Consider the following 24103-nt stretch of genomic DNA (forward strand, 5'->3'; position numbering starts at 1 on the left):
CTTGTGTCGGGTTTGCTTTATTTCACCGGTCGGTCCTTTTCGATACAAGTGATAACCGGGCCTGCACCTGAGGATCCCTCAAGGTATCGCCGCCTGGTGAACACGTATCGCAAGCTGCTCCAAATCGCAGAGATCGGTTGGAGGTCTCCCGGCGACCTTGGCCGCCTCGTCCCAGCGGCGCAAACGCAGGCTGTCGGCAAACAGCGGGTCGGCCTCGAAGGCCTCGGCTTCACGGGTCGTCATCGGCCCACCCTGCCAGTCCAGGGTCTGCCGGCTGGCCTCACTCAACCCTGCCAGATAAGCCGGATCGCGCCAGCTCAGGTAACGCTTGGCGTCCACATGCCGCGCCACCAGCCCCGCCAGGCGCTGGGAGAAGCCCAACCCCAGCAACCAGTTTGCACCCACCCGCTCATGACCTCGACGGCCCAGGCCGGCCATTGAGTTTTGCGCCGTCAGCGGCGCACAGAAGTGCCCGACATCGTGGCAGAAAGCAGCCAGCACCAACTCCTCGTCTGCCCCTTCGTCACGCGCCAGCTCGGCGGCCTGGACCATGTGTTCGAGCTGGCTGACCGCTTCGCCGATATAGTCCGCCTGCGCCTGCTGACGGCACAGGGCAAACAGCTCGGCCACCGCCTGCTCCGCCCTCATGCGACGCACGCCTGCGGCCATTCTTCTTCGCCGAGCAACGCCGCCAGGCTGCGCTCACCCAGGCCCAGGCCGACGCTCATGCCCAGGCCTGTGTGCATCAGTACGGCGCTGACGCCTGCCCCGGCTTGCACCACGCTGAACGGGCCGGGCCCGCGCGAGCCGTATACGCCCTGCCAGCGTTCCAGCACCTGCAGCTTGCCGCCCAGGGTGTGCTCGGCCAGCGCCAGCATGAGGTCGTCCACGCCCTCGGCGTTGAACGGCGAGGCGTCGCTGCCGTAGTCGTGGGAGTCGCCGATAATCACCTCGCCATGGGGCGTCGGGCTGACCAGCAGGTGAATGCCGTGGGTTTCCAGTTCCGGCTGTTCACGGCGGATCTGCGCACGGATGGCTTCGGCTTCCGGCAGATCGGCGAAGGCGCCGTAATGCACGCAGCTCAGACCGGTGAGCACCGCGTGTTGCAGGTCCAGCGGCTGTTGCAGGCGGGCGCGCAGCATCTGCAAGCGACACACCGAAGGCTGGAGCGCGGCCAGCGGTTCGGCCAGCAAAGTCTGATAATCATGTCCGGAGCAGACCACGATGTGCCTGGCGCTGAAACTTCCGGCGCTGGTCAGGGCGCTACCTGGCTCGACGTCACGCACCAGGGTGGAGAAGTGGAACTGCACGCCCAGCCCGCGCAGGTAATCGACGATCTGCGGCAGCGCCTCACGGGAGTACAACTGCTGGTCGTCGAGGCCATGCAGGGCGGCGCGATGGTGGGCGAAACGTCCGCCGTACAGCTCATTCAGGGCGGTGCCGCGCAGCAGCTCGACGCGGTAGCCCTGTTCACGGGCGCGGCCTGCGCAGAAGGCTTCGAGCAAGGCTTCTTCGGCTTCGCTGCGTGCAAACAACAGTGAGCCCTGTTGCTTGAGCTGCAGACCGGCGGCCTGGCCCAGCTCGGCCCACAGGCCGCGGGACTGGCGGGCCAGGTCGAGCATCACGCCGGGTGCCTGGCCAGTGACCAGGGCCTGGCCGAAGTTGCGGATGGAGGCGCCGAGCGGCGTGTGGCTGCGCTCGAACACACGTACCTTGAGGCCGCGCTTGGCGCCGGCCCAGGCATGGGCGAGGCCGAGCATGCCGGCACCGACGATCAACAGATCGCAGTCGTGCTGACTCATGGGGAAACTCCTGGAACGAAAAAGGCGGCCGCCAATGCGGCCGGATGAATCAACGGGTAGCAGTGATGGGCACAATCGCTCTGGCAAGGCTGGCGGGAGAGCCGTGCGGCAAACCCGCGTCACCCAACCAGCAGGATTGTGCCGGTCACGTCACTGGGCTACCGGCTCGGACTTGCCGTCGTAGCGCTTGCGCCATTCGGCGAGGATCTTGTCGCGGTTCTCCGAGGCCCAGGCGAAGTCGTTCTTGATCAGGCGCTGCTCGTAATCGGCGGGTAGCTCCTGGAAGCGCTCGGCGATGCCCGGCTGGGCCAGCACGGCGAAATTCGCCTTGTACAGGTCCATGGCCTCGCGGCTGGCGGAGAAGTCGGCGAGCTTCTTCGCCGCTTCCAACTGCTCGGTGCCCTTGATGATGCCGGTGGCCTCGATCTCCCAGCCCAGGCCTTCCTTCGGCAGGACGATGTCCAGCGGCGCACCCTTGCGCTTGAGCTGCACAGCCGGGTACTCGAAGGAGATGCCGATGGGGAACTCGCCGGCGGCGGCCAGCTTGCACGGCTTGGAGCCGGAGTGGGTGTACTGGCCGATGTTCTGGTGCAGCTTGTCCATGTAGGCCCAGCCCTGCGGCTCGCCGAAGGTCTGCAGCCAGGCGCTGACGTCGAGGTAGCCGGTGCCGGACGAAGCCGGGTTGGGCATGACGATCTTGCCCTTGTACACCGGGTTGGTCAGGTCTTCCCACTTGGTGGGCTTGGGCAGGCCCTGCTTCTCGGCCTCGATGGTGTTGAAGCAGATGGTCGCGGCCCACACGTCCATGCCGACCCAGGCCGGCGGGTTGGCGGCGTCGCGGTAGTTGGCGCCGATCTTGTCCAGGTTGGCCGGGGCGTAGGCTTGGAGCATGCCCTGCTGCTTGAGCACAGCCAGGCTGGAGCCGGCCAGGCCCCAGACCACATCGGCCTGCGGGCGATCCTTCTCGGCCAGCAGCTTGGCGGTGACGATGCCAGTGGAATCGCGTACCCACTTGATCTCGATATCCGGGTGCAGCTTTTCGAAGGCGGTCTTGTAAGCGGCCAGTTGTTCCACTTCGAGGGCCGTGTACACAGTCAGCTCGGTGTTGGCCTGGGCCGGCAGGGCGCAAGCGGCGAGCAGCCCGGCGGCCAGAGCGGTACGTTTGAACATGAAGAGCTCCTTGGTTGGCATTGCGTGGCGTTGGTTGTTCGAATTCAGCTGGCTTGCGGGCTTTCGCCCCGGGCCAGGCGAGCGTTGATCGCGTCGATCACCGGCGGCAGTTCGGCGAGGGTGTCGATCAGGTAGTGCGGCCGGCTCGGCGCGAACAGCGCGTCGATGCGTGTGCGCTCGGCTTCGCGCTGCGCGGGCGTCAGGGCCTGGTACTGCGCCCAGTCCAGGCCCAGGAAGTTGCCGGAGAAGCGCAGCGCCACGGTCCACATGCCGGCGCTACGGCCTTCGAGGATGCCCGGCTCGGTGTCGTCGACCTTGACGCAGGCGGCCACATCGTCGAGGCCCAGAGCGATGACGTTGGCCAGCGCCTGGGCCGGGCTTGGCCGGCCTTTCGGCACCTCGTCGGTGGCGACCACATGGTCGGGGCTATAGCCATTGGCGGCGGCCAGTTCGACCACCTTGTCCATCACCTGTTTGGGATAGCCGGAGCAACTGCCGAGCTTGAGCCCGCGCTCGCGCAGGGCGGCGATACACGCCAGCGCGCCGGGGATCAGCGCCGAGTGCTCGCCGACCTTGGCGATCTGCAAGGGCATGAAGCGCTCATAAATCGCCGTCACATCTTCGTCGCTCGGCAGGCGACCGAAGCGGCGTTGGTAGCGCTCGGCAATCGCCGGCAGGTTGCACAGGGCGCGGATGTGGTCCCACTTGCCCATGCCCATCGGCCCGCGCGCCTCCTCCAGGCTGATCTCGACGTCGAAACTGGCGAAGGCCTCGACGAAGATGCGGGTCGGCGCGAAGGAGCCGAAATCGACCACGGTGCCGGCCCAGTCGAGAATGGCCGCGTGCAGGCGGTCGGGGTGTTGGTAGTGCATGGCAGTCTCCAGGGTAATCAATGGCCGGCGGCCGTGCGCCAGGCTTGGGCCCGACGCAGCACGCCGCGTGAGGCCCCCGCCAGCAGCAGCGAAACCGCGGCCGAGGTGAGCAGAATCAGGGTGGACATGGCCGCGGCGCCGCCGACATTGCCGGCGTCGTCCATGTTCAGCACGGCGATGGCGGCGAGCAGACTGTCCGGGCTGTAGAGGAAGATCACCGCCGACACCGTGGTCATCGCCGAGACGAACAGGTAGCGCAGGATGTCGAGCAACGCCGGCAGGCAGATCGGCAGGGTGACGCGCAAAAAGTGGCGCAGCAGCGGCACTTTCAGCGACAGCGCCGCGGCCTCGAACTCGCCATCGAGCTGGCGCAGCGCGGCGCTGGCGGTCAACTGCGCAGTGGTCAGGAAGTGCGCGATGGTGCACGCCACCAGCAGGGTCAGGCTGCCATACAGACCGTGCAGCGGATTGCCCGGCAGGTTGAAGAAAAACACGTAGCCCAGGCCCAGCACCAACCCCGGCACCGCCATCGGCACGAAGCTGAGCAGGCGCAGGACCTGGGTCAGCGGGCTCTGCCGGGTCTTCTCCAGCAGGTAGGCGCCGGTGAAGGTCAGCAGGCTGCCGAACACGGCGGTGCAACCGGCCAGCAGCAGGCTGTTGCGGTACACCTGCCAGCCGCCGGGGAGTTCGGAAAAGGCGTAGTGATGCAGCGACAGCGACAGGTCGTAGGGCCAGAACTTGACCAGCGACGAGTACATCGCCATGCCGAACACGCCGAGCAGCGCCGCGCAGATCAGCAGCACCACGGCGAGGAAGGCCAGGTCGCGGCGTCGCGACGGTTGCGGGCGGTAAACCTGGGCGCGACCACTCATTGCCTCGCGCTGACGGCGGCGCAGCCACAGGTCGACGGTGAAGCTCAACAGCGCCGGCAGCAGCAGGACCATGCCGATCAGCGCGCCGCGGCCGAACTGCTGCTGCCCGACCACCGCTTTGTAGGCTTCCAGCGCCAGCACCTGATAATCGCCGCCGACCACCACCGGCACGCCAAAATCGGTGATGCACAGGGTGAATACCAGGCAGAAGGCCGCGAACACGCCCTGTCGGCTACCCGGCCAGGTGATGCTGCGAAATGCCCGCCAGGGTGAAGCGCCCATGCTCGAGGCGGCGTCGAACAGGCGCGCATCGGCCAGGGCCAGGGCCGAAAGCAGCACCATCAGCGCATGGGGAAAGGTGTAGATGGCTTCGCCGATGACGATGCCCCAGAAGCCATAGATATTGTCCGTGAGCAGGTGCCGGAGCGCGCCCTGGTTGCCGAACAGGTAGATCAGCGCGATGCCCGGCAGTATCGACGGCGCCAGCAGCGGCAGCAGGGAAATACCGCGCCACAGGCCCTTGGCCGGCACGCAGGTACGCTGCAGCGCATAGGCGAAGGCGTAGGCCAGCGGCACGACAATAGCGGCCACGGTCAGCGAAACCGCCAGACTGTTGCCCAGTAGCCAGCGGAAGTTGGCGCTGCCGAACAACTCGGCCGCCGCCGTCAGCCCTCCGCCCTGCCCGGGCTCGCTGGCGAAGCCGCGCCAAAGCATGGCCAGTAGCGGCAGCAGCACGGCGAGCACCAGCAACACCAGCAGCAGCCACTGGCCACCGTGGACGAATATGCGGTCGGCCAGGTCGGCAGGCAGGCGCCGCGCGCCGGCCTGGGGCTTGCTCAGCAATACCTGTTCCATCAGGCGAACACTTGCAGGCTGCGCGGCGGCAGGGCCACCCAGATATGCGGGGCGGCCAGGCGCGGCATGGCGTCCGGCGCCAGCTCGGCAAGCAGGGCATGACCTGGCAGGGCGTCCAGCTCGAAACTCAGGCGGCAGCGATTGCCGAGGAAGGTGATCTCGCGCATCTGTGCGCTGAACAGGTTGTCTTCATGCACCGGCGGGTTGACCACCACCGCCTCGGGGCGGCAGAACAGACGACCGCGTTCGGCCGGACGGACGCCATGCAGACGCAGGCTCAGCTCGCCAACCCGGGCGTGCTCGCCGTCGCGCTCGTAGGGCAGCCAGTTGCCCTGGCCGACGAACTCGGCAACGAAGGGCGTGGCGGGCGCGCGATAGATCTCCTGGGGCGTGGCGTACTGCTCGACCCGGCCGTGATTGATCACCGCGATACGGTCGGCCATGAGCATGGCCTCGTCCTGGTTGTGGGTGACCATCACGGTGGTGATGCCCAGGCTCTTCTGCAGTTGGCGCAGCTCACCGCACAGGTGTTCGCGCACGCGAGCGTCGAGGGCCGACATCGGCTCGTCCAACAGCAGCAGTTGGGGCGCCGGCGCCAGGGCACGGGCCAGGGCCACACGCTGTTGCTGACCGCCGGAGAGCTGGCCGGGGTATTTCTGCTCGCTGCCCTTGAGGCCGACCAGCTCAAGCATCTCGGCGACCCGCGCGCGGAGGGTCTCGCGGCTGTTGCCGGCCAGGCCGTAACCGATGTTTTGCGCCACCGTGAGATTGGGAAACAGCGCATAGGATTGGAACAGGATGCCGTAGTCGCGCGCCTGCGGTGGCAGCGTGGAGACATCACGATTGCCGAACAAGAGAGTGCCGCGGTCCTGGCGCTCCAGCCCGGCGATGCAGCGCAGCAGCGTGGTCTTGCCGCAGCCCGAGGGGCCGAGCAGGCACACCAGCTCGCCAGCAGAGACGTCCAGCGACACCCCGTCCAGCGCCTGAAAGGCGCCGAAGGCCTTGTGGATGTCGTGCAGTTGCAAGCTGACCGTAGCCATGGCGGAACCTCGTCGGTGGAATACGAGGTCCATCCTGGACGCAGGGTGCTAAGGCTTTATGGCAGTTGGGCAAAAGCTGCCGATAGTGGTATCGGCGGATTTGTGTAGGCGATGTGTTTGCGCCCCGGCGCGAGGGCAGCGAGGCGTCTTACGAGGTGCCCGCGGCTTCCCGCGCCAGCGCAAGAAAGGTCGCCGGCAGGCGCGCGCTGCGGCGCTCCTTGAGGCAATAGAGGTATTCGGCAATCAGCGGCGCGCCTTCCAGTTCGATCACCCGCAGCTCGGCGCTGGCCGGCACCTCGTGGCGGGCGGTGATGCTGATGCCGATATTGCGCAGCACCGCTTCGTGGATCGACTCGCGGCTGCCAATCTCCAGCAACGAGCCCAGCGCCACGCCAGCGTCGCGCAGCAGTTGCTCGGTGAGCACGCGAGTGGTCGAACCTTTCTCGCGCATCAGCAGGCAGTGCCCGGCCAGGGCCGCGAGCGGCACGCGCTCCCGCGCGGCCAATGGGTGACTACGGTGTACGGCCAACACCAGTGGATCGTGGCCCAACAGCAGGCGGGTCAGTCGCGGGTCTTCGACCAACAGCGAGGAGGCGGCAAGGTCTACGCGGTAGTCTTCCAGTGCCTCGATCACCTGCTGAGAATTGCCGATCTCCAGGGTCACCTCGCACTGCGGCAGTTGCTCACGAAAGCGTCGCACCAGGTCGAGCATGTAGTAAGGCGCAGTGGCACCGATGCGCAGGGCACCTTGCACCTGGCCGCAGTTGCGCAAAAAGAACTCAATGTCGGCTTCCTGCTGCAGCAACTGTTGCACCATGGGCAGCAAGCGTACGCCTTCATCGCTCAGGGTCAGACGCCGACCACCCCGGTAGAACAGCTCGACGCCGTACTGCCCTTCGAGGCTGCGGATCTGCGTGGTGACCGTGGGCTGGCTGAGGCCGAGCTTCTTCGCCGCCTGGGTGATGCTGCCCAGGCGGGCGACCATGTGGAAGGATTTCAGCTCAGCGAAGGACATTATTTATACGACTCTCGGTACGGATCGCCCTTGAAGGCGCGTGAGCATACGTTACAACTTGGACGTGACAGAACGTCAGTAAAACATGGCTGCGGGCAAATCGACTTGTGGCGTTATGTGATGCATTACAAACGTCAGGCTCCGTAGCTAAAAACCGGCTTTCTAGTTCCGAATTCCACAGGTAAAACGAAGCCCTGTTTATTCCGCCACAGCCCCCCTTCCATCAAGCTACGAATCCTTGCGCCTTTGCCTACAACTACGCCAGAATCCGCCCGCTTGTGCGCCTTGCTCCCGGGTTCTATCGTTCCCCTGCCACTGCCCATTCAGTGGTCGGGTTTAGTAGCCCGTTGGTATTTAGTAAGGTGCAAGGCTCCTATCAGTCAGGTGTTTCCATGCCTGTATTTGATGGCGGCTGTGCGCAGGGCGCCCTCGGGCGCGCCGGCTTGCTAAGTCCCCGGTCTACTAACCTGCGTACAGCTGCCACCCCCTTGTTTAGTAGCTAGAGGGTTGCGGCTCACTTACAGGACTTAGCACATGTTCAAGCCTACCCCGAATCCGCCAGAGGCGGACCAAGCTACCCCGCGAAACAAATCCAAAGCCAAGAAACACGACGAAGCCACCAACCGCGCCTTGGATTACTACTTGCTACCAAAAACGGAAAAGTCCGAAGATGCGTCCCAACCGGGCCAGCTCTTCACCGTCGCAAAAAACGCCGACAACGAATCCCTCCTCGCCAACCTCAGCGAAACCCTTGCGGCAGCTGATGCGATGGTCAGCAACCTGGCTTTCGACCTGGAAGGCCAGCGGCGCCACATCCTCCTAGGCATTCAGCAGTTGATTGAATTGAGTTCGTTGCTGGCGAATCGGGTGTTGGATAACGTCGATCCGCGATAGCGGGTAAACATCCTCCCTAAAAAGCAAGCCCGACATCTCGTGTCGGGTTTGTTTTAATTAATAAACGTTGCTGCTCAGCTATATCATTATATAGCTAGAAGCTTTTTTGTCCTCCGGAGCGTTAAAGCCCTCTATCCTGCAGGCAGGAACAACTAAGGAAGTTGATGTAACAAACTTGCGATCTCTGCTTCTTTACGCTTGCGTCGTGCAGTCTGAATTTTTTGGTCAAGAATTAATTCGATTGCCACGCGCATTAAGGGAAATAAATGAAGACATTCCTCTTCTGGGGTCGAATGAACTCCAAGGCTAAGAATGCTATAAATTTTTTTATTCCCAACTAAGTATTCGGGAAGATAGTCAGCGAGAGCTTCAATTTTTTTAGCAACAGTTGCTCTGGTATAAGTTGCTGAATGGACTTTTAGCCATTCTTCCGATTGGTTTGCCTCCAAATGGGCTTTTTCAAGTAAGTTTTCAAAAATTCTGCGAAGATAGATTAAGCTTCCTGCTCCTACACCATGCGAGAACAAACCTATAGCTTTGATGAACTCCTTATATTGCTCCTCTCCTAGAATTTTTCTGTAGCTTTTCACTTTAGGGAGTGCCACATCATATACCGAGGGGTACTGCCCAATCTTCTGCACCCCCTTATTTTTATCAAATTGAAACGTATAGCTGATTTCATGTTCGCGATCTCGTGAGCAAATAAATCTCATCTCGTAAAATGGATAATATTCCCACCACGTGTCAATATCTATACTATTTCTACCGTAGTTATTTTCGCGCAACTTAAAAGTGCTATCTTTTAAACATGCAGGACAAAATACATCAATGGTTGCTGTTTTTCGGGCAAAGGAGACAAAATTTTCAAGATTGCTGTCGTTTACTTCATAATAATAATACAATGGTAGCTCTGAGCAGAACTCTTGCGCAGATGGGAATTTATTATCAATCACTAGCGCCTTCCTTTGGATGTACCCAAGCAAAATATTAATTCATTGTATAAAAAATTAAAAAAGAGCGGATTTATTGTATGGCGGCAAAAGTCAATGGATTTCATTTTTTGCTATCTCCCTTTTCTGTTAGGTTACTGCTATTTAAGCGCCAACCATAGAAATGCTTCCAATACTCTTATTGATACTGACACCTGACTCCAATAGAATTCTATAGCCATCATCATAAAATGGCGGTGGGAATAATGAATGTGTGCCTACAATTTTTCCCTCGCCAAGCCAGGCCAAGGCATCCTTAAGAGAAACTCGAACAATTCCTCGAATTTGCCGAGAGTAATCGTTAGGCCTTTCGTTATCCGCTCCTTTGCATCGGAATAGTAGCCCATGTTGCGAATGTGGACGAAGAAAAACCGATGGTGCAGCCATTCTTAAATCAACTAGTTCCGTATTTTTTCCAAAGTAGTAACCTGGCTTTTGTCCATTTCTTTTTTCTATGTCAGCGCCTATTAGCAAGATGTATGCGTAGTCATTGCTAGATGCCGGTATCCGTTTCTCAAAATGTAAGTAGTGACCACCTTCGCCTGATGATTTTGCCTGATGGCAGGCAAACCAAAGGGCGACCCATATGTTATCTACTACATCAACCCAACTCGTCGAAATACCGTAATGTTGTAGAAGCGGCTCGTGTGAATATTGGCCAAATGAGTTAAATATCCTACATTTTTCTTGAAATGACTTTATTACATCTTGAACTGCGATTGTTTTTCTTTCTTTCGTTTTTGATTGATGTATTCCCCGGAATAAAGTCGGAGATAGGCTTTCGTATAATTTCCGCTCTCCACGAAAATATATGGCCTCACTTTTTTGTATCCCTGCATGGGTGAACTTTAGATACCCAGCAGCCTTTATCAACGCGTGCGGATCTTTTACGTGAAGTGTTTCTACACCTGAGCCTTCATCGCAGACCCATTCCGTTCCGGCAATACTAATTTTTTTAAGAGGGCTCATTTGATCCTTAATAATTCTACATAGTCAGCAGATGTATTTAATGCACTAAGTGGTGGGTATGTTAAGCGTTGAGCCCTACGAACAATGTAGCTATCGGGAGCAGACAATGGAAAACCGCGGCCTGCTTTTGCACACTTTACATCAGAGTAAACGGGACGAACATACTATATAAAAATATGATCCGTCCGCTTCTTCGCTTAGAATGAAAGTAAGGTTGACCGAGTCCTAGGCTTTTACCGGGCGTTTAGTTTTTTTAACTGGAGTTGGGTCGGGTATTGCTGCAAGCATTTCATCAAGTACAGCTTGTCGTTTGAGCCTGTCATCTGAAATTTCCCCAAGAGTATCCAGAATCTCTACTGCTTGCTTGAATGGGGCTAGTGCTTGTTCGCCGGGCTTAGTGAGTTTGTCGATGATTTTTTGACAGTAGGCGTCCATTTTTTTTGATTTCAACGGCGGTTTATCTTTTCCAGCAATAATGGTGCATACCAGAACTAGGATATGCCATTTAAATCTTCTCATGTTTTGGGGGACGTTGCTGCTAGCTACGTACAAATGTAGTCGATACAATGTCAAGCACGACGCATAAAAGATTATTTCCTTGTTCTCCTCATCGAACATTATGTCGGAGAGACTTTCATACATTTTCTTAGGGTAGCGATAAGCTAGGTCAGGGCGATGGCAGAACATTGAGGCAACGCACTTGGCTACAGTATTAATATTGAAGGTGCGGATAGCAGGCACTTCTTTCCCGAAATATTGTTTCTCTCTGCGCTCGAAGTATAAGCGCCCATCCTGTCCTTCAAATGAATTAAATAGCTGTTCAACACGCTTTATTATGGGACGAAGAGTCAAGAACTGTGTTTCATCAACCTTGGATTGGCTGTTTGTCGCTCTGACCAACTCTGAAAACACATCTTCGCTGGAGGTTTCAATTACCTTAAGAGTAACCATCACCTTATCGTCATATTTTCCTCTATTCTCATAAAGGATATTTGAGGTTTGACACCCGTTGACAATTTGAAAGTTTTCCAAGTGTAATGTGTTGCCTTGTAGGCGAACATCTGGACTAACAATGGTTATCCCATTATTCAGAACTGGAAATCTAGTGGATGAAGTGCTGCTATTAAGCGTGTCGGCAATTGATTGGTTAACTATATTATCTCCCCCCAAATATGCCCGTACGTTTTCTTCGAAAACTTGAGTTCGCAAACTGCCATCTTCAGCGACTAGCAGGTTGGCGACGACGTCCACGGCTCTTGCGACTACCAAATATGCTTCTTCGATACCCGCGATTGTAGGAAGCGGCGCCGACCCAAATAGCGGGAGCTGTGCTGTAATGCCAGAATAGGTGGATATCCACAACTCCGTTAGTTCATTACGACCAAAACACTTTATATCAACTTCAGAGAAGTAGCCAAAATCATTAATTTGACTTTCAAAAGCAATAATGGCAGCGGTAAACTCTTTCGGGGAAAGGTAATTTCCAGTAGTTATGAAGCGTGCGGTCAGACGCGGTTTGCCATTACGAATTTTTGGAACGTTTCCAATGCATTCATCAAAAACATTTCTAGCATTTTTCTGAATTGAATCTGTAGCTAGATACGGTTCTTCATTAAGAAAGCGTAGAATTGACTCTTTGAATTTCAAAAAATTTCCAAGGTCGAATCCATCGGATGTTTTTGCCTGAATAAAAACAACTTCCACGTCATGATTTTTGCGTTCTGTATTAAAAGCCGAACGTGCATCCTCATCTGAGACTATTACTTCTTCGTCTAAGATTACTGCTACTCCATCTATGCCGTCATCTCCCGAACTAGTAGTCACGTCATCTAAATCAAAGCCGGATGCGCACCTAGAATACAACACCGCATAATTGCAAAAATATTCAAATTGTTTATCTTGCGGGTCCGACTCAAATCCAAAGCTTTTGGCAAAGTTATTTAAATGGGCGTTAACAATGCGGTGCATGGGGCGCGTCCTTGGCGAGTTAGTTTTTTGGCACAGACATTGATTTCTGCGCCGCTAACTGAACGCTACTATTTCGCCATCATTCTGTCCAGCGTCTGCTTCGACATTATTTACCGGGATACAAATTGTCTGAGCCCAAAGCGCTTGGGATTTCCATCTGCTTTCGAAAACCGGAGGAGTCTAATAATGCGCTCCTCTCAGGCCAGTCCTTCCTCATAAAATTATTGACAACGAAGGCCTGCTCGCCAACCTTGATATCCAGTAGCTAATCAAGGGAGATGTCGTTGGCCCCGATAGAGCGATGGGGACGTAATCCCGACGCAGTCTCTCTTTCCGCTGATCGGGAGCGAATCCACGGATGATTTGACGCCCCCCCAAAAAAACGGGCCTACATTCCCACGCAGCCCCGTTTTTTCACAACCTGATCAGATCAAAACGCTGGCAAAACCGCGCCTTTGTACTTCTCAAGAATAAAAGCCTTCACCTCCGGCGTATGCAGCGCCGCCGCCAGCTTCTTCATCGACTCACTGTCCTTATCATCCTCACGGGCCACCAGGGTGTTTACATAAGGCGAGTCGTTACCTTCGATCACCAGCGCATCCTTGGAAGGATCAAGCTTGGCCTCCAGCGCATAGTTGGTATTGATCAACGCCAGATCCACCTGGATCAGCACCCGCGGAATGGTTGCCGCTTCCAGCTCACGGAATTTCAAGTCCTTCGGGTTCTCAACAATGTCCTTGGTCGTCGACAGGATGTTGTTCGCATCCTTCAACTTCGCGCATCAGCAGACAGTGCCCGGCCAGGTCAGCGAGCGGCACGCGCTCCCGCGCGGCCAATGGGTGACTACGGTGTACGGCCAACACCAGTGGATCGTGGCCCAACAGCAGGCGGGTCAGTCGCGGGTCTTCGACCAACAGCGAGGAGGCGGCAAGGTCTACGCGGTAGTCTTCCAGTGCCTCGATCACCTGCTGAGAATTGCCGATCTCCAGGGTCACCTCGCACTGCGGCAGTTGCTCACGAAAGCGTCGCACCAGGTCGAGCATGTAGTAAGGCGCAGTGGCACCGATGCGCAGGGCACCTTGTACTTGGCCGCAGTTGCGCAAGAAGAACTCAATATCGGCCTCCTGCTGCAGCAACTGTTGCACCATGGGCAGCAAGCGTACGCCTTCATCGCTCAGGGTCAGACGCCGACCACCCCGGTAGAACAGCTCGACGCCGTACTGCCCTTCGAGGCTGCGGATCTGCGTGGTGACCGTGGGCTGGCTGAGGCCGAGCTTCTTCGCCGCCTGGGTGATGCTGCCCAGGCGGGCGACCATGTGGAAGGATTTCAGCTCAGCGAAGGACATTATGTATACGGCTCTCGGTACGGATCGCCCTTGAAGGCGCGTGAGCATACGTTACAACTTGGACGTGACAGAACGTCAGTAAAACATGGCTGCGGGCAAATCGACTTGCAGCGTTGTGTAATGCGTCCATAGCTAAAACCGGCCCTTTAGCTCCGAAATTGAGCCGCGATAGCGGATGAACCCGCCCAAGAAAAACCCGACGCTATACGTCGGGTTTTTCTTGGACTTTTCGCGTGGCCTATCGCTTCTTCTTGGCGATATATGTCAGCTGCCCTCGGCAGCTCATTCCGACCCGCGAGTGAGTCACGGGTGCAAAAGGGATGGAGCGCAATGTTGAATGGGCGAGAGCCCCGACGTGCTCATCGTTTACGGGTTACTCGACTTGCGACAGCTTGGCGTCGTCGCAACCGGCAGCACGGCACTCGCGCTCGACAGCTTTGAGTATGACGATTCGCGCCTCGGTCTTCTCATTGGCACAGTCCAGGTAGAGCAGGCCATTATTGGAACAGGCGTTGTCGCGAATCTTGATCCACTGGATTTGAGCGGCTTTAACCTTTTTCTTTTGATCCGGGTTCAGCGCACTCATCGTCTTCTTGTATTGATCGTTGATGTCCTGATCCGACTGAACCATTTTCAGCGACGCGCAATAGGTTCTGTCATAGGCGTTTCTAGGGTTATCGCAACTCATCGCAGAGGCCGATGCTGATGCCATGGCCAGCAATGCCCCAACCAACAAAGACTTGATCACTTACTTCTCTCCCTGAATGCCCTCTATTCATTAGTGGGCGCGGCGGGGAATTTATCATGCGGGTTGTAGAACAATGAAGCAGATCCTAATGGTTCATTCGGCCCGAACAAGGGCGCAAATGCTGATGACTGCCGCGCCGCCGGCCGCTTGATTGACCTGATCAACTGGGCATTTCAGTACCGAGGGGGAAGATCGCAGCCTCGTTGCACTCGACAGCTCCTACAGGGGCAGCCTCCTCATTCCTACAGAAAAACCGCGTCGATGCCTGTCCCAGTGAGCAAAAACGGGCCCTCTGGCTCCGAGTTTCAAGGCAACACAACGTTTTGTTTATTCCTCCTGCACCACCCTTCCACCAAGCTACACATCCTTGCGCCATTGCCTACAACTACGCCAGAATCCGCCCGCTTGTGCGCCTTGCTCCCGGGTTCTATCGTTTCCCTGCCACTGCTCATCAGTGGTCGGGTTTAGTAGCTCGGTTAGTCATCTACGGTTGCATGAGTGTCATCCAGTCAGGCGTTTGCCTGCACTTGATGGTGGCTGTGCGCAAGGCGCCTTCGGGCGCGCCGGGTTTGGTGACTTTACCGGTCTACTAACTTGCGCACAGCTGCCTCCTTTTGTTTAGTAGCGAGATGGTGGCGGCCCTACTATAGGAAAGTCCCAATGTTCAAACCTACTCCGAACCCTCCAGAGACAGGCCCCGCCAAATCCGAGGCCAAAAAACACGACGAAGCCGCCAAACGCACCTTGGATTACTACCTGCTACCCAAACCGGAAAAGTCCGAAGATGCGTCCCAACCGGGCCAACTCTTCACCGTCGCAAAAAACGCCGACAACGAATCCCTCCTCGCCAACCTCAGCGAAACCCTGGCGGCAGCCGACACGATGGTCAGCAACCTGGCCTTCGACCTGGAAGGCCCGCGCCGTCATATCCTTCTAGGCGTCCAGCAACTGATTGAGCTGAGTTCATTGCTGGCGAATCGGGTGTTGGATAACGTCGATCCGCGATAGCTACAGTTCTCAACGAAAATCAGACGCCACGCGTCGGGTTTTCGTTGAGACATTCATTGACCTAGCATCCGTCTCTTGGAAAGCACGATGAACACCAAAAAAATTCATGCCTTAACCCTTATGGGAATCAGCATCACTGTCGTTGGAGCCGTACAGATTCTTCTGTATGAAGCCATGATAATAATTGAGCAAGCAAGGTCTGGAAGCATTCCTTATCAGCTAAGTGCGGAGATACTGTTCGTGGTGCTTATCCACGCACTCTTCATTACTGTAATTCCGCTGTTGTTAGTCATCAGAAATAAAATCTTGGCAAGCTACATTGTTCTTGTGGTTTTTCTGTCGATCTACGTGCAGTTTGTAGCAAGTGTCAATATTGCTGGGGTTGTGATAGCTATAATAATTTTATCTGTGTTGATTTTTTATGCACTCCAAAAAGCAAGCTTCGCCATTCGTTACTTTCGTTCAAAGTAAATTTGTTCTGCGACAGGACATAAAGCCTAAACAAAAAACGGGCCTGCATTCCCACGCAGCCCCGTTTTTCACCACTTGATCAGATCAAAACGCCGGCAAAACCGCGCCTTTGTACTTCTCAAGAATAAAAGCCTTCACTTCCGGCGTATGCAACGCCGCAACCAGCTTCTTCATCGCCTCACTGTCCTTGTCATCCTCACGGGCCACCAGGATGTTTACATACGGCGAGTCGTTACCTTCAATCACCAGCGCATCCTTGGAAGGATCAAGCTTGGCCTCCAACGCATAGTTGGTATTGATCAACGCCAGATCCACCTGAGTCAGCACCCGTGGAATAGTCGCCGCTTCCAGTTCCCGGAACTTCAGGTCTTTCGGGTTCTCGGTGATGTCCTTGGTAGTCGACAGGATGTTGTTCGAATCCTTCAGCTTGATCACCCCAGCCTTCGCCAGCAGCAACAGCGCACGACCGCCGTTGGTAGCGTCGTTCGGGATCACCACGTTGGCGCCGCTCGACAGTTCGTCGAGTTTCTTGATTTTGCTGGAGTACGCGCCCAGAGGTTCGAGGTGCACACCGGTCACGCTCACCAGGTGGGTGCCCTTGGCCTTGTTGAATTCATCCAGGTACGGCTGGTGCTGGAAGAAGTTGGCGTCCAGGCGCTTTTCGGCGACTTGTACGTTCGGCTGGATGTAGTCGGTGAAGACCTTGACCTTGAGGTCCACGCCTTCTTTGGCCAATGCCGGTTTGACGAATTCGAGGATTTCCGCGTGCGGCACCGGGGTGGCCGCGACGGTCAGGGTGTCGGCGGCGTGGGCGGAAAATGCTGCGGCGGCAGCGAAGGCAACCAGTAGTTTTTTCATTCAGCTAACTCCTTGTGGGGCGCCTGCTCTTGGCACCTGCCAGCGAATGGCCGGCTCATGGTTTATTGGCCGCGAGGCCTTATTTTCTAGAGAAATGCACAACCAGTTTGTCGCCTACGGTCTGCAGGACCTGCACCAGCACCAGCAGCAACACCACCGTGACCACCATGACGTCGGTCTGGAAACGCTGGTATCCGAAACGGATCGCCAGGTCGCCCAAACCACCAGCGCCGACCACACCGGCCATGGCCGTGTAGGACACCAGCGTAATTGCTGTCACCGTAATCGCTGCAAAAATGCCCGGGCGGGCTTCCGGCAGCAAGGCGTTGATGATGATCTGCCGCGTCGTTGCGCCCATGGCCTGGGTCGCTTCGATGATGCCGCGGTCGACTTCGCGCAGGGCCGTTTCCACCAGGCGGGCGAAGAACGGTGTGGCGCCGACCACCAGCGGTGGGATCGCGCCGGCCACGCCCAGGGAGGTGCCGGTGATCAATACCGTGAACGGAATCATCACGATCAACAGAATGATGAATGGCAGCGAGCGCAAGATGTTCACCGCCAGCGACAGCAGCGCATAGATGCCCTTGGCCTCGAGCAACTGGCGCGGGCTGCACAGGAACAGCAGCACGCCCAGCGGCAGGCCGAGCAGCACGGTGAACAGCAGCGAACCGAACAGCATCAGGAAGGTGTCGCCGGTGGCCAGCCAGATTTCCAGCCAGTCGATGTTGGAGAAGAACGAATTGAGCAGTTCCATTAGCGCAGCACCTCCATGTGGACATCGGCCGCGGTGAAGCGGGCGAACGCCGCCTCCATGTCACCGCCGGTGACGGCGAGGGTCAGTTGCCCGTAGGGGGTGTCTTTGATGCGGTCGATGCGGCCGGCCAGGATGCTGTAGTCCACACCGGTTTCCCGGGCGACGGTGCCGAGCAATGGCGCGTAGGTCGCTTCGCCCTGGAACGTCAGACGCACGATGCGCCCGGGCACGTGAGCGAAATCGTCGCGCTGTTCGCTTTCGTCGATCTGCTCGTCTTCCTGGACGAAACGCTTGGTAGTCGGGTGCTTGGGGTGCAGGAACACCTGGGCCACCGGGCCTTGCTCGACGATCACGCCGGCGTCCATCACGGCCACTTGATCGCAAACGCGGCGGATCACGTCCATTTCATGGGTGATCAGCACGATGGTCAGCTTCAGTTCGCGGTTGATCTCCGCCAATAGTTGCAGCACCGAGGCGGTGGTTTGCGGGTCGAGGGCGCTGGTGGCCTCGTCGCACAGCAGGATCTTGGGTTTGGTTGCCAGGGCGCGAGCGATGCCGACGCGCTGCTTCTGGCCGCCGGACAGTTGCGCCGGGTATTTCTTGGCGTGGTCGGACAGCCCTACCCGCGCCAGCAACTCGGCGACGCGCTCGTCGATTTCGCTGCGGGACAATTCGCCCGCCAACGTCAGTGGCAGCGCCACGTTGTCGGCCACGGTCTTGGACGCCAGCAGGTTGAAGTGCTGGAAAATCATCCCGACCTGCTGGCGGAAGCGGCGCAGGCCGCTGGCGTCCAGGGCGGTGACTTCCTCGCCGTCGACGATGATCTTGCCGCCCGTGGAATCTTCCAGGCGATTGATCAGGCGCAGCAAGGTACTTTTTCCCGCACCGGAATGGCCAATCAGGCCGAAGACCTGACCGTTCTCAATCGTCAGACTGGTCGGATGCAGGGCGGGGATATCCCTACCGGCGACTCGGTAGGTTTTATGGACGTCTTGAAACTCGATCACGTAGCGAACCTTGTGGGGCGCGTTGGAAAAGGATCAGCGGTTAGCCGGGCGCGCATTTTAGCCTGTCCGTATAGAGGTTCTTAGCATTTATTTGCGATCGGACCTGTCATTTGGCAATAACGCGATCAATGGCCATAAAAAAGGAACACAGCCAAACGGCATCGGTCACTCATTAAGCCACTCGAAATGCCGGGGTCATGCACCTGCGGCATCGAACTCAGATTCCTGGCCTCGGCGAGGAACGCAAAGAGGAGTCATGCCTGATGAGTACCCAAAAGCCCACGGTCAACAAGAGCCAACTGGCCGGGACCGACACGCTGGATCGCGGCAACACCAACGCCAAGCTCGAGAGCCTGGAGCAGTTTCGCTCCGACGCCACCGAACAGGCGCTGCGCACCAATCAGGGCGTGAAGATCGCCGATAACCAGAACACCCTGCGCGCTGGCCCCCGCGGCCCTTCGCTGCTGGAAGACTTCATCATGCGTGAAAAAATCACGCACTTTGACCATGAGCGTATCCCGGAGCGCATCGTCCATGCCCGTGGGACCGGCGCCCATGGTTATTTTCAGAGCTATGACGCGCATTCGGCATTGACCAAGGCCGGTTTCCTACAAGATCCGAGCAAGAAAACCCCGGTCTTCGTGCGTTTTTCCACTGTGCAAGGCCCCCGCGGCTCCGGCGACACCGTGCGCGACGTACGTGGCTTTGCAGTGAAGTTCTTCACCGACGAAGGCAACTTCGACCTGGTGGGCAACAACATGCCGGTGTTTTTCATTCAGGACGCGGTGAAGTTTCCTGACTTTGTCCACGCGGTAAAACCCGAACCCCATAACGAAATTCCTACAGGCGGCTCGGCTCACGACACGTTCTGGGATTTTGTCTCGCTGGTGCCGGAATCGGCCCACATGGTGATTTGGGCGATGTCTGACCGGGCCATTCCAAAAAGCCTGCGCTCGATGCAGGGTTTTGGTGTGCACACCTTCCGCATGATCAACGCCGAAGGCAAAAGCAGCTTCGTTAAATTCCACTGGCGCCCTACAGCCGGGACGTGTTCATTGGTGTGGGACGAAGCCCAGAAGCTGGCGGGTAAAGATACTGACTACCACCGTCGCGATCTTTGGGAGTCGATCGAGATGGGCGACTACCCGGAATGGGAGTTCGGCGTGCAGATTGTCGCCGAGGAAGACGAGCATAAATTCGACTTCGACCTGCTCGACCCAACCAAGATCATCCCTGAAGAGCTGGTGCCCATCACGCCCCTGGGCAAGATGGTGTTGAACCGCAACCCGGACAATTTCTTCGCCGAAGTGGAGCAAGTTGCGTTCTGCCCCGGGCACATCGTGCCGGGCATCGACTTTTCCAACGACCCATTGCTGCAGGGGCGGCTGTTTTCCTACACCGATACGCAGATCAGCCGACTCGGCGGGCCGAATTTTCATGAGCTGCCGATCAACCGTGCGATCACCCCGGTACACAACGGCCAGCGCGATGCCATGCACCGCACCACTATCGACAAGGGGCGCGCGTCCTACGAGCCGAACTCCATCGACGGCGGCTGGCCGAAGGAAACCCCGCCCGGCCCGGAAGACGGCGGTTTTGAAAGTTATCCAGAGCGCATCGACGCCTACAAGATCCGCCAACGCAGCGATTCGTTCGCCGATCATTTCTCCCAGGCGCGGTTGTTTTACAAGAGCATGAGCCCTCATGAGCAGGAGCACATCATCGCTGCCTACAGTTTCGAGCTGGGCAAGGTGGAGCGTGAGTTCATACGGGCGCGGCAGGTCAATGAGATTCTCGCCAACATCGATCTGGAACTGGCCGGGCGAGTGGCGAAAAACCTCGGGCTACCGGCGCCTGCCGCTGGCACCGTCGATGTGCCAACCCCAACGCTGGAGCAATCCCCGGCCTTGAGCCAGGCGAACCTGCTGTCCGGCGACATCAAGACGCGAAAAGTGGCGGTGCTGGTGGCTGACGGTGTCGATGGGGCGATCATCGATGCGCTCAAGCAGGCCCTTAAGGCCGAGGGCGCCCACACCAAAGTGCTGGGGCCGACTTCGGCGCCGGTTACCACGGTCGATGGGAAAACCCTGGCGGTGGATGCGTCCATGGAAGGCTTGCCGTCGATTGCCTTTGACGCGGTGTTCGTGCCCGGTGGCGCGGAATCGATCAAGGCCTTGAGTCGCGACGGCGTGGCGTTGCATTACGTGCTGGAGGCCTACAAGCATCTGAAAGCCATTGGGCTTCATGGTGAGGCCCGGCAGTTGTTGGTGGAGTTGAAGCTGGAGGTGGATGCGGGGTTGATCGAAGATGCGGATGCGAGCGGTTTTTCGCGGTTTTTCGCGGCGATTGCTCAGCATCGGGTTTGGACGCGGGAGCCCAGGGCCAAGGCGGTTCCAGCCTAAGGAGAGTTGGTGTCTGGTAGGGCGCTATCGCGGGCAAGCCTTGCTCCCACAGATCAGCTCCACAGGATCAACTCTCACAGGGAGCAATTCTCACAGGGGGCAACTCTCACAGGGAGCAAATCTCACAGGGAGCAATTCTCACAGGGAACAAATTGCCCTGTGGGAGTTGCCCTGTGGGAGCAAGGCTTGCCCGCGATGCTCTTAGGGTTTGCGAGGTGTCAGCACCATCTGCGCCGGAACACTGCGCAAAATCTGCTTTTGCAGTTTCAAATCAAACCCCGGGTCCAGTTTCTTGACCCGCTTGGTCAGCAACGTCGCCAACCATGGATAATCATCGGTGCGCGGCGCCTGGATGCTGACGTCGCATTGATAATTCACCACGTCTGCGGCGATGGCATCCAGTTGTCGACGCATTTGCTGTATATCGGCGAGGTTAAGCGCAACCGTGGTGCTGGGTGCGCTGGGGTCGATCACTTTGGCGACCGGTTTGGCTTCGGCGGCCTGGAGGGCGGCTTCGGCTTTTTCCAGGTCGGCCTTGCGGGCTTCGGCAATGGCGCTGTTGACCTCGCCGGTGAGCGCCGGGGCCTTGGGCATCAAGGCTCGGGCACGGCTCAGGGCGGTGGCGGCGGCGTTGACGTCGCCTTTTTGCAGATCGATCTGGCTGCGACGCAAATATGCCTCGGCCAGTTGCCGCTGGTAGGGTTCCAGCGACGGGTCTTCGGGTGACTGGGCTTGCAAGGCGGCCAACTGGTCTTCAGCGGTGGCCAGCTCGTTGCTGGCCAGGCTTTGTTCGAACTGCGCGATGGCCGGACCCCGCGTATCGGGAGCCTGGGTGACCGGCGGTGTACTCTGGCAAGCGCCCAGCAGCAGGGAAAATGCGACAAGGAGCAGATAACGGGAGGCGAACGGCTTCATTCCTGCGACTCTCTATTTGCGCAAAAAGCGAGCAAGTCTACACCCCTCGACGAGGCAGGACAAAACTCAGCAGAAACAACGCGGCGGCGCTGACCACGATCGACGGTCCGGCCGGGGTGTCCTTGAACCAGGAAAGTGCCAGGCCGCCACACACCGCGAGCATGCCCAGCAGGCTCGCGCCCAGGGCCATTTGCTCAGGGGAGCGGGCGTGACGCTGTGCCGCAGCCGCCGGGATAATCAGCAATGAAGTAATCAGCAACACCCCGACGATTTTCATCGCCACCGCGATGACCACCGCAATCAGCAGCATCAGCGCCAGTCGCAACCCCAGCACCGGCAAGCCTTCGACCCGGGCCAGTTCTTCGTGCACGGTAACGGCCAGCAATGGCCGCCAGAGCGCCACCAGCAACAGCAGCACCGCCGCGCTACCGCCGAGGATCCACGACAGGTCCGTCGGACTGATCGCCAGCAGGTCGCCGAACAGATAGGCCATCAGGTCAATCCGCACGTCATGCATGAAGCTTAGTACCACCAGCCCGAGGGACAGGGTGCTCGGCGCCAAAATACCCAGCAGCGTGTCGGACGCCAGCGGCTGGCGGTGTTGCAAGGTCACCAGCACCAGCGCCAGCAACAGGCAGCCAACGGTCACCGCCACCGCCGGGCTGACGTCCAGCAGAAACCCCAAGGCCACGCCGAGCAACGCTGCGTGGGACAAGGTGTCGCCGAAATAGGCCATGCGCCGCCAGACCACGAACGAGCCCAGGGGGCCGGCGACCATCGCGAGAGCCAGGCCTGCGAGCAGGGCGTACAACAGAAAATCAGCCATGCTTGCAGCCATCTCCATGAACATGATTGGAAGCAGAAGGGGCACGGACCACCGAGCCATGCAGGTCATGGGCGTGGTCATGGTGGTGGTGATAAATCGCCAGGCTTTGTGCGTTTTTTCCGAACAACTCGACGAAGGCCGGATCGCCGCTGACTTGCTCGGGATGCCCGGAACAGCAGACGTGGCGGTTGAGGCAGACCACCTGGTCGGTGGTGCTCATCACCAGGTGCAAATCGTGGGAGACCATCAGTACGCCGCAGCCGTGGCGGTCGCGCAGGCGCGTGATCAGGCTGTACAGCTCGGCCTGCCCCGCTACATCGACCCCTTGCACCGGCTCGTCGAGCACCAGCAGTTCGGGTTCGCGCAACAAGGCCCGGGCCAGCAATACGCGCTGCATCTCGCCACCGGACACGCTTTGCACCGGGCTGTCGATCACCTGTTCGGCCCCTACTTCCTTGAGCGCCGCCAAGGCTCGCTCACGATCAACGCCCGGCACCAGGCGCAGGAAGCGCAGCACGGACAGCGGCAATGTTGGATCGACATGAAGTTTCTGCGGCATGTAGCCGACCCGCAGCCGCGGCTTGCGCCACACGCTGCCGCTGTCGGGCTTGAGCAAACCCAGCACCGCGCGCACCAGGGTGGTCTTGCCGGCACCGTTGGGGCCGATCAATGTCACGATCTGCCCCGGCTCGACGCTCAGGTGGATGTTGTCCAGCACGCTCTGTCCGGCGAACGTCACGGCCACCTGTTCGAGGCGGATCAACGCATTGCTCATCAGGCCCCCTGGCAGCCGGAGCAGAGACCGACCACTTCGACGGTCTGGGTGTCGACCACGAAGCCGACCTCCCTGGCGCTGGCGATGATGGCATCGCTGATGGACTTCTGTTCCAGCTCGATGGCGGCGTGGCATTCGCGGCAGATCAGGAACTGGCCTTGGTGGGCGTGCTCCGGATGGTTGCAGCCGACGAAGGCGTTCAGCGACGAAATGCGATGCACCAGGCCGTTTTCCAAGAGGAAATCTAGCGCCCGGTAGACCGTCGGCGGCGCGGCGCGGCGGCCGTCCTGCTCACTGAGCACGGCGAGGATGTCGTAGGCACCCAGTGGCTTGTGGCTTTGCCAGACCAATTCCAGCACGCGCCGACGCAAAGCGGTCAGGCGCAACCCTTGGCGGGCGCAGATGGCGTCGGCCTCGGACAGCGCGGTGTGCACGCAGTGAGAGTGATCGTGGGGACGACTGGCAAGGGGTGTAATAGGCATGGGCAGCGACGAGTTTAGTGAGAGACGTTATTATGTTACCCGTTCTCGCCTCTACGAGTGGTCAT

At 58.3% G+C, this 24103-nt stretch carries 22 protein-coding genes and 2 pseudogenes; 4 read left to right on the forward strand and 20 right to left on the reverse strand.

Annotated elements, in window-relative coordinates; translation table 11 throughout:
• Positions 1–78: 78 nt before the first annotated feature.
• From GFU70_RS00115 to GFU70_RS00145, 7 genes are all read right to left on the reverse strand, one after another.
• Positions 79–648, reverse strand: a complete 570-nt coding sequence (locus tag GFU70_RS00115; RefSeq protein WP_153387417.1) for an HD domain-containing protein — start codon at positions 646–648, stop codon at positions 79–81.
• On the reverse strand, positions 645–1802 hold the full coding sequence (locus GFU70_RS00120) for a TIGR03364 family FAD-dependent oxidoreductase (RefSeq protein WP_153387418.1): 1158 nt from the start codon (positions 1800–1802) through the stop codon (positions 645–647). Before GFU70_RS00120 ends, GFU70_RS00115 begins: the two co-directional genes overlap by 4 nt.
• 150 nt (positions 1803–1952) lie before the next feature.
• Positions 1953–2972: a putative 2-aminoethylphosphonate ABC transporter substrate-binding protein gene (locus GFU70_RS00125; RefSeq protein ID WP_058544856.1), complete on the reverse strand. Its 1020-nt coding sequence runs from the start codon at positions 2970–2972 to the stop codon at positions 1953–1955.
• Between the two features lie 44 nt (positions 2973–3016).
• Complete coding sequence (gene phnX / locus GFU70_RS00130) at positions 3017–3844, reverse strand: phosphonoacetaldehyde hydrolase (protein WP_003196193.1); 828 nt, start codon at positions 3842–3844, stop codon at positions 3017–3019.
• A 17-nt stretch (positions 3845–3861) separates the two neighbouring features.
• On the reverse strand, positions 3862–5571 hold the full coding sequence (locus tag GFU70_RS00135) for a putative 2-aminoethylphosphonate ABC transporter permease subunit (protein WP_153387419.1): 1710 nt from the start codon (positions 5569–5571) through the stop codon (positions 3862–3864).
• Complete coding sequence (locus tag GFU70_RS00140) at positions 5571–6611, reverse strand: putative 2-aminoethylphosphonate ABC transporter ATP-binding protein (protein ID WP_116643533.1); 1041 nt, start codon at positions 6609–6611, stop codon at positions 5571–5573. Before GFU70_RS00140 ends, GFU70_RS00135 begins: the two co-directional genes overlap by 1 nt.
• 148 nt (positions 6612–6759) lie before the next feature.
• The gene (locus GFU70_RS00145; RefSeq protein ID WP_058544812.1) at positions 6760–7626 is read right to left on the reverse strand and encodes a LysR family transcriptional regulator; all 867 of its coding nucleotides are present in this window, start codon (positions 7624–7626) and stop codon (positions 6760–6762) included.
• 534 nt (positions 7627–8160) lie between these two features.
• Here GFU70_RS00145 and GFU70_RS00150 point away from each other — a divergent pair.
• A complete protein-coding gene (locus GFU70_RS00150; RefSeq protein ID WP_153387420.1) occupies positions 8161–8520 on the forward strand; it encodes a DUF6124 family protein in 360 nt (119 codons plus the stop codon).
• 152 nt (positions 8521–8672) lie between these two features.
• Here the strand turns inward: GFU70_RS00150 and GFU70_RS00155 are convergent, their stop codons facing one another.
• The 6 genes and pseudogenes from GFU70_RS00155 to GFU70_RS00180 all read right to left on the reverse strand — a co-directional run bounded on the left by GFU70_RS00155 (position 8673) and on the right by GFU70_RS00180 (position 14540).
• Positions 8673–9473, reverse strand: a complete 801-nt coding sequence (locus tag GFU70_RS00155) for a hypothetical protein (RefSeq protein WP_153387421.1) — start codon at positions 9471–9473, stop codon at positions 8673–8675.
• Between the two features lie 141 nt (positions 9474–9614).
• A complete protein-coding gene (locus GFU70_RS00160) occupies positions 9615–10478 on the reverse strand; it encodes an FRG domain-containing protein (protein WP_153387422.1) in 864 nt (287 codons plus the stop codon).
• 225 nt (positions 10479–10703) lie between these two features.
• Positions 10704–12446 (reverse strand): AIPR family protein, encoded by a 1743-nt coding sequence (locus GFU70_RS00165; protein ID WP_050590478.1) that lies wholly within the window; start codon positions 12444–12446, stop codon positions 10704–10706.
• 430 nt (positions 12447–12876) lie between these two features.
• Positions 12877–13221 (reverse strand): annotated as a pseudogene (locus GFU70_RS00170) (MetQ/NlpA family ABC transporter substrate-binding protein); the annotation flags it as partial.
• A pseudogene (locus GFU70_RS00175) lies at positions 13220–13792 on the reverse strand (LysR substrate-binding domain-containing protein); the annotation flags it as partial. The pseudogenes GFU70_RS00175 and GFU70_RS00170, both read right to left, overlap by 2 nt.
• 373 nt (positions 13793–14165) lie before the next feature.
• Positions 14166–14540: a lysozyme inhibitor LprI family protein gene (locus tag GFU70_RS00180; protein WP_081264422.1), complete on the reverse strand. Its 375-nt coding sequence runs from the start codon at positions 14538–14540 to the stop codon at positions 14166–14168.
• Between the two features lie 660 nt (positions 14541–15200).
• Here GFU70_RS00180 and GFU70_RS00185 point away from each other — a divergent pair.
• Both GFU70_RS00185 and GFU70_RS00190 read left to right on the forward strand, forming a co-directional pair.
• Positions 15201–15548: a DUF6124 family protein gene (locus tag GFU70_RS00185; RefSeq protein WP_153387423.1), complete on the forward strand. Its 348-nt coding sequence runs from the start codon at positions 15201–15203 to the stop codon at positions 15546–15548.
• 87 nt (positions 15549–15635) lie between these two features.
• Positions 15636–16019 carry a hypothetical protein gene (locus GFU70_RS00190; protein WP_153387424.1) on the forward strand — a complete coding sequence of 128 codons (384 nt, stop codon included), beginning with the start codon at positions 15636–15638 and terminating at the stop codon, positions 16017–16019.
• Between the two features lie 84 nt (positions 16020–16103).
• Here the strand turns inward: GFU70_RS00190 and GFU70_RS00195 are convergent, their stop codons facing one another.
• The 3 genes from GFU70_RS00195 to GFU70_RS00205 form a co-directional block, all read right to left on the reverse strand.
• Entirely contained in the window at positions 16104–16877 is a 774-nt protein-coding gene (locus GFU70_RS00195; protein ID WP_153387425.1) for a MetQ/NlpA family ABC transporter substrate-binding protein, read from the reverse strand.
• Between the two features lie 79 nt (positions 16878–16956).
• On the reverse strand, positions 16957–17631 hold the full coding sequence (locus tag GFU70_RS00200) for a methionine ABC transporter permease (RefSeq protein WP_058544816.1): 675 nt from the start codon (positions 17629–17631) through the stop codon (positions 16957–16959).
• Positions 17631–18638: a methionine ABC transporter ATP-binding protein gene (locus tag GFU70_RS00205; protein WP_116643529.1), complete on the reverse strand. Its 1008-nt coding sequence runs from the start codon at positions 18636–18638 to the stop codon at positions 17631–17633. The genes GFU70_RS00200 and GFU70_RS00205 overlap by 1 nt, the downstream gene beginning before the upstream one ends.
• A 197-nt stretch (positions 18639–18835) precedes the next feature.
• On the opposite strand from GFU70_RS00205, the gene katE reads away from it, so the two are divergent.
• Positions 18836–21040, forward strand: a complete 2205-nt coding sequence (gene katE / locus GFU70_RS00210; protein ID WP_226921011.1) for a catalase HPII — start codon at positions 18836–18838, stop codon at positions 21038–21040.
• Between the two features lie 201 nt (positions 21041–21241).
• On the opposite strand, the gene GFU70_RS00215 is transcribed toward katE, so the two are convergent.
• Genes GFU70_RS00215 through zur form a run of 4 tightly spaced genes read right to left on the reverse strand, consistent with a single transcriptional unit; the run spans position 21242 to position 24038 of the window.
• Positions 21242–21955, reverse strand: a complete 714-nt coding sequence (locus tag GFU70_RS00215; protein WP_116643528.1) for a PA5502 family lipoprotein — start codon at positions 21953–21955, stop codon at positions 21242–21244.
• A gap of 37 nt (positions 21956–21992) precedes the next feature.
• A complete protein-coding gene (gene znuB / locus GFU70_RS00220) occupies positions 21993–22781 on the reverse strand; it encodes a zinc ABC transporter permease subunit ZnuB (protein ID WP_058544820.1) in 789 nt (262 codons plus the stop codon).
• Positions 22774–23556, reverse strand: coding sequence for a zinc ABC transporter ATP-binding protein ZnuC (znuC, locus tag GFU70_RS00225; RefSeq protein WP_058544821.1), 783 nt, complete (start codon positions 23554–23556; stop codon positions 22774–22776). The genes znuB and znuC overlap by 8 nt, the downstream gene beginning before the upstream one ends.
• On the reverse strand, positions 23556–24038 hold the full coding sequence (zur, locus tag GFU70_RS00230) for a zinc uptake transcriptional repressor Zur (protein WP_153387427.1): 483 nt from the start codon (positions 24036–24038) through the stop codon (positions 23556–23558). The genes znuC and zur overlap by 1 nt, the downstream gene beginning before the upstream one ends.
• Positions 24039–24103: the final 65 nt, after the last annotated feature.

Origin of the sequence: Pseudomonas brassicacearum, from assembly GCF_009601685.2 — a bacterium.
GTDB lineage: Bacteria > Pseudomonadota > Gammaproteobacteria > Pseudomonadales > Pseudomonadaceae > Aquipseudomonas > Aquipseudomonas kilonensis_B.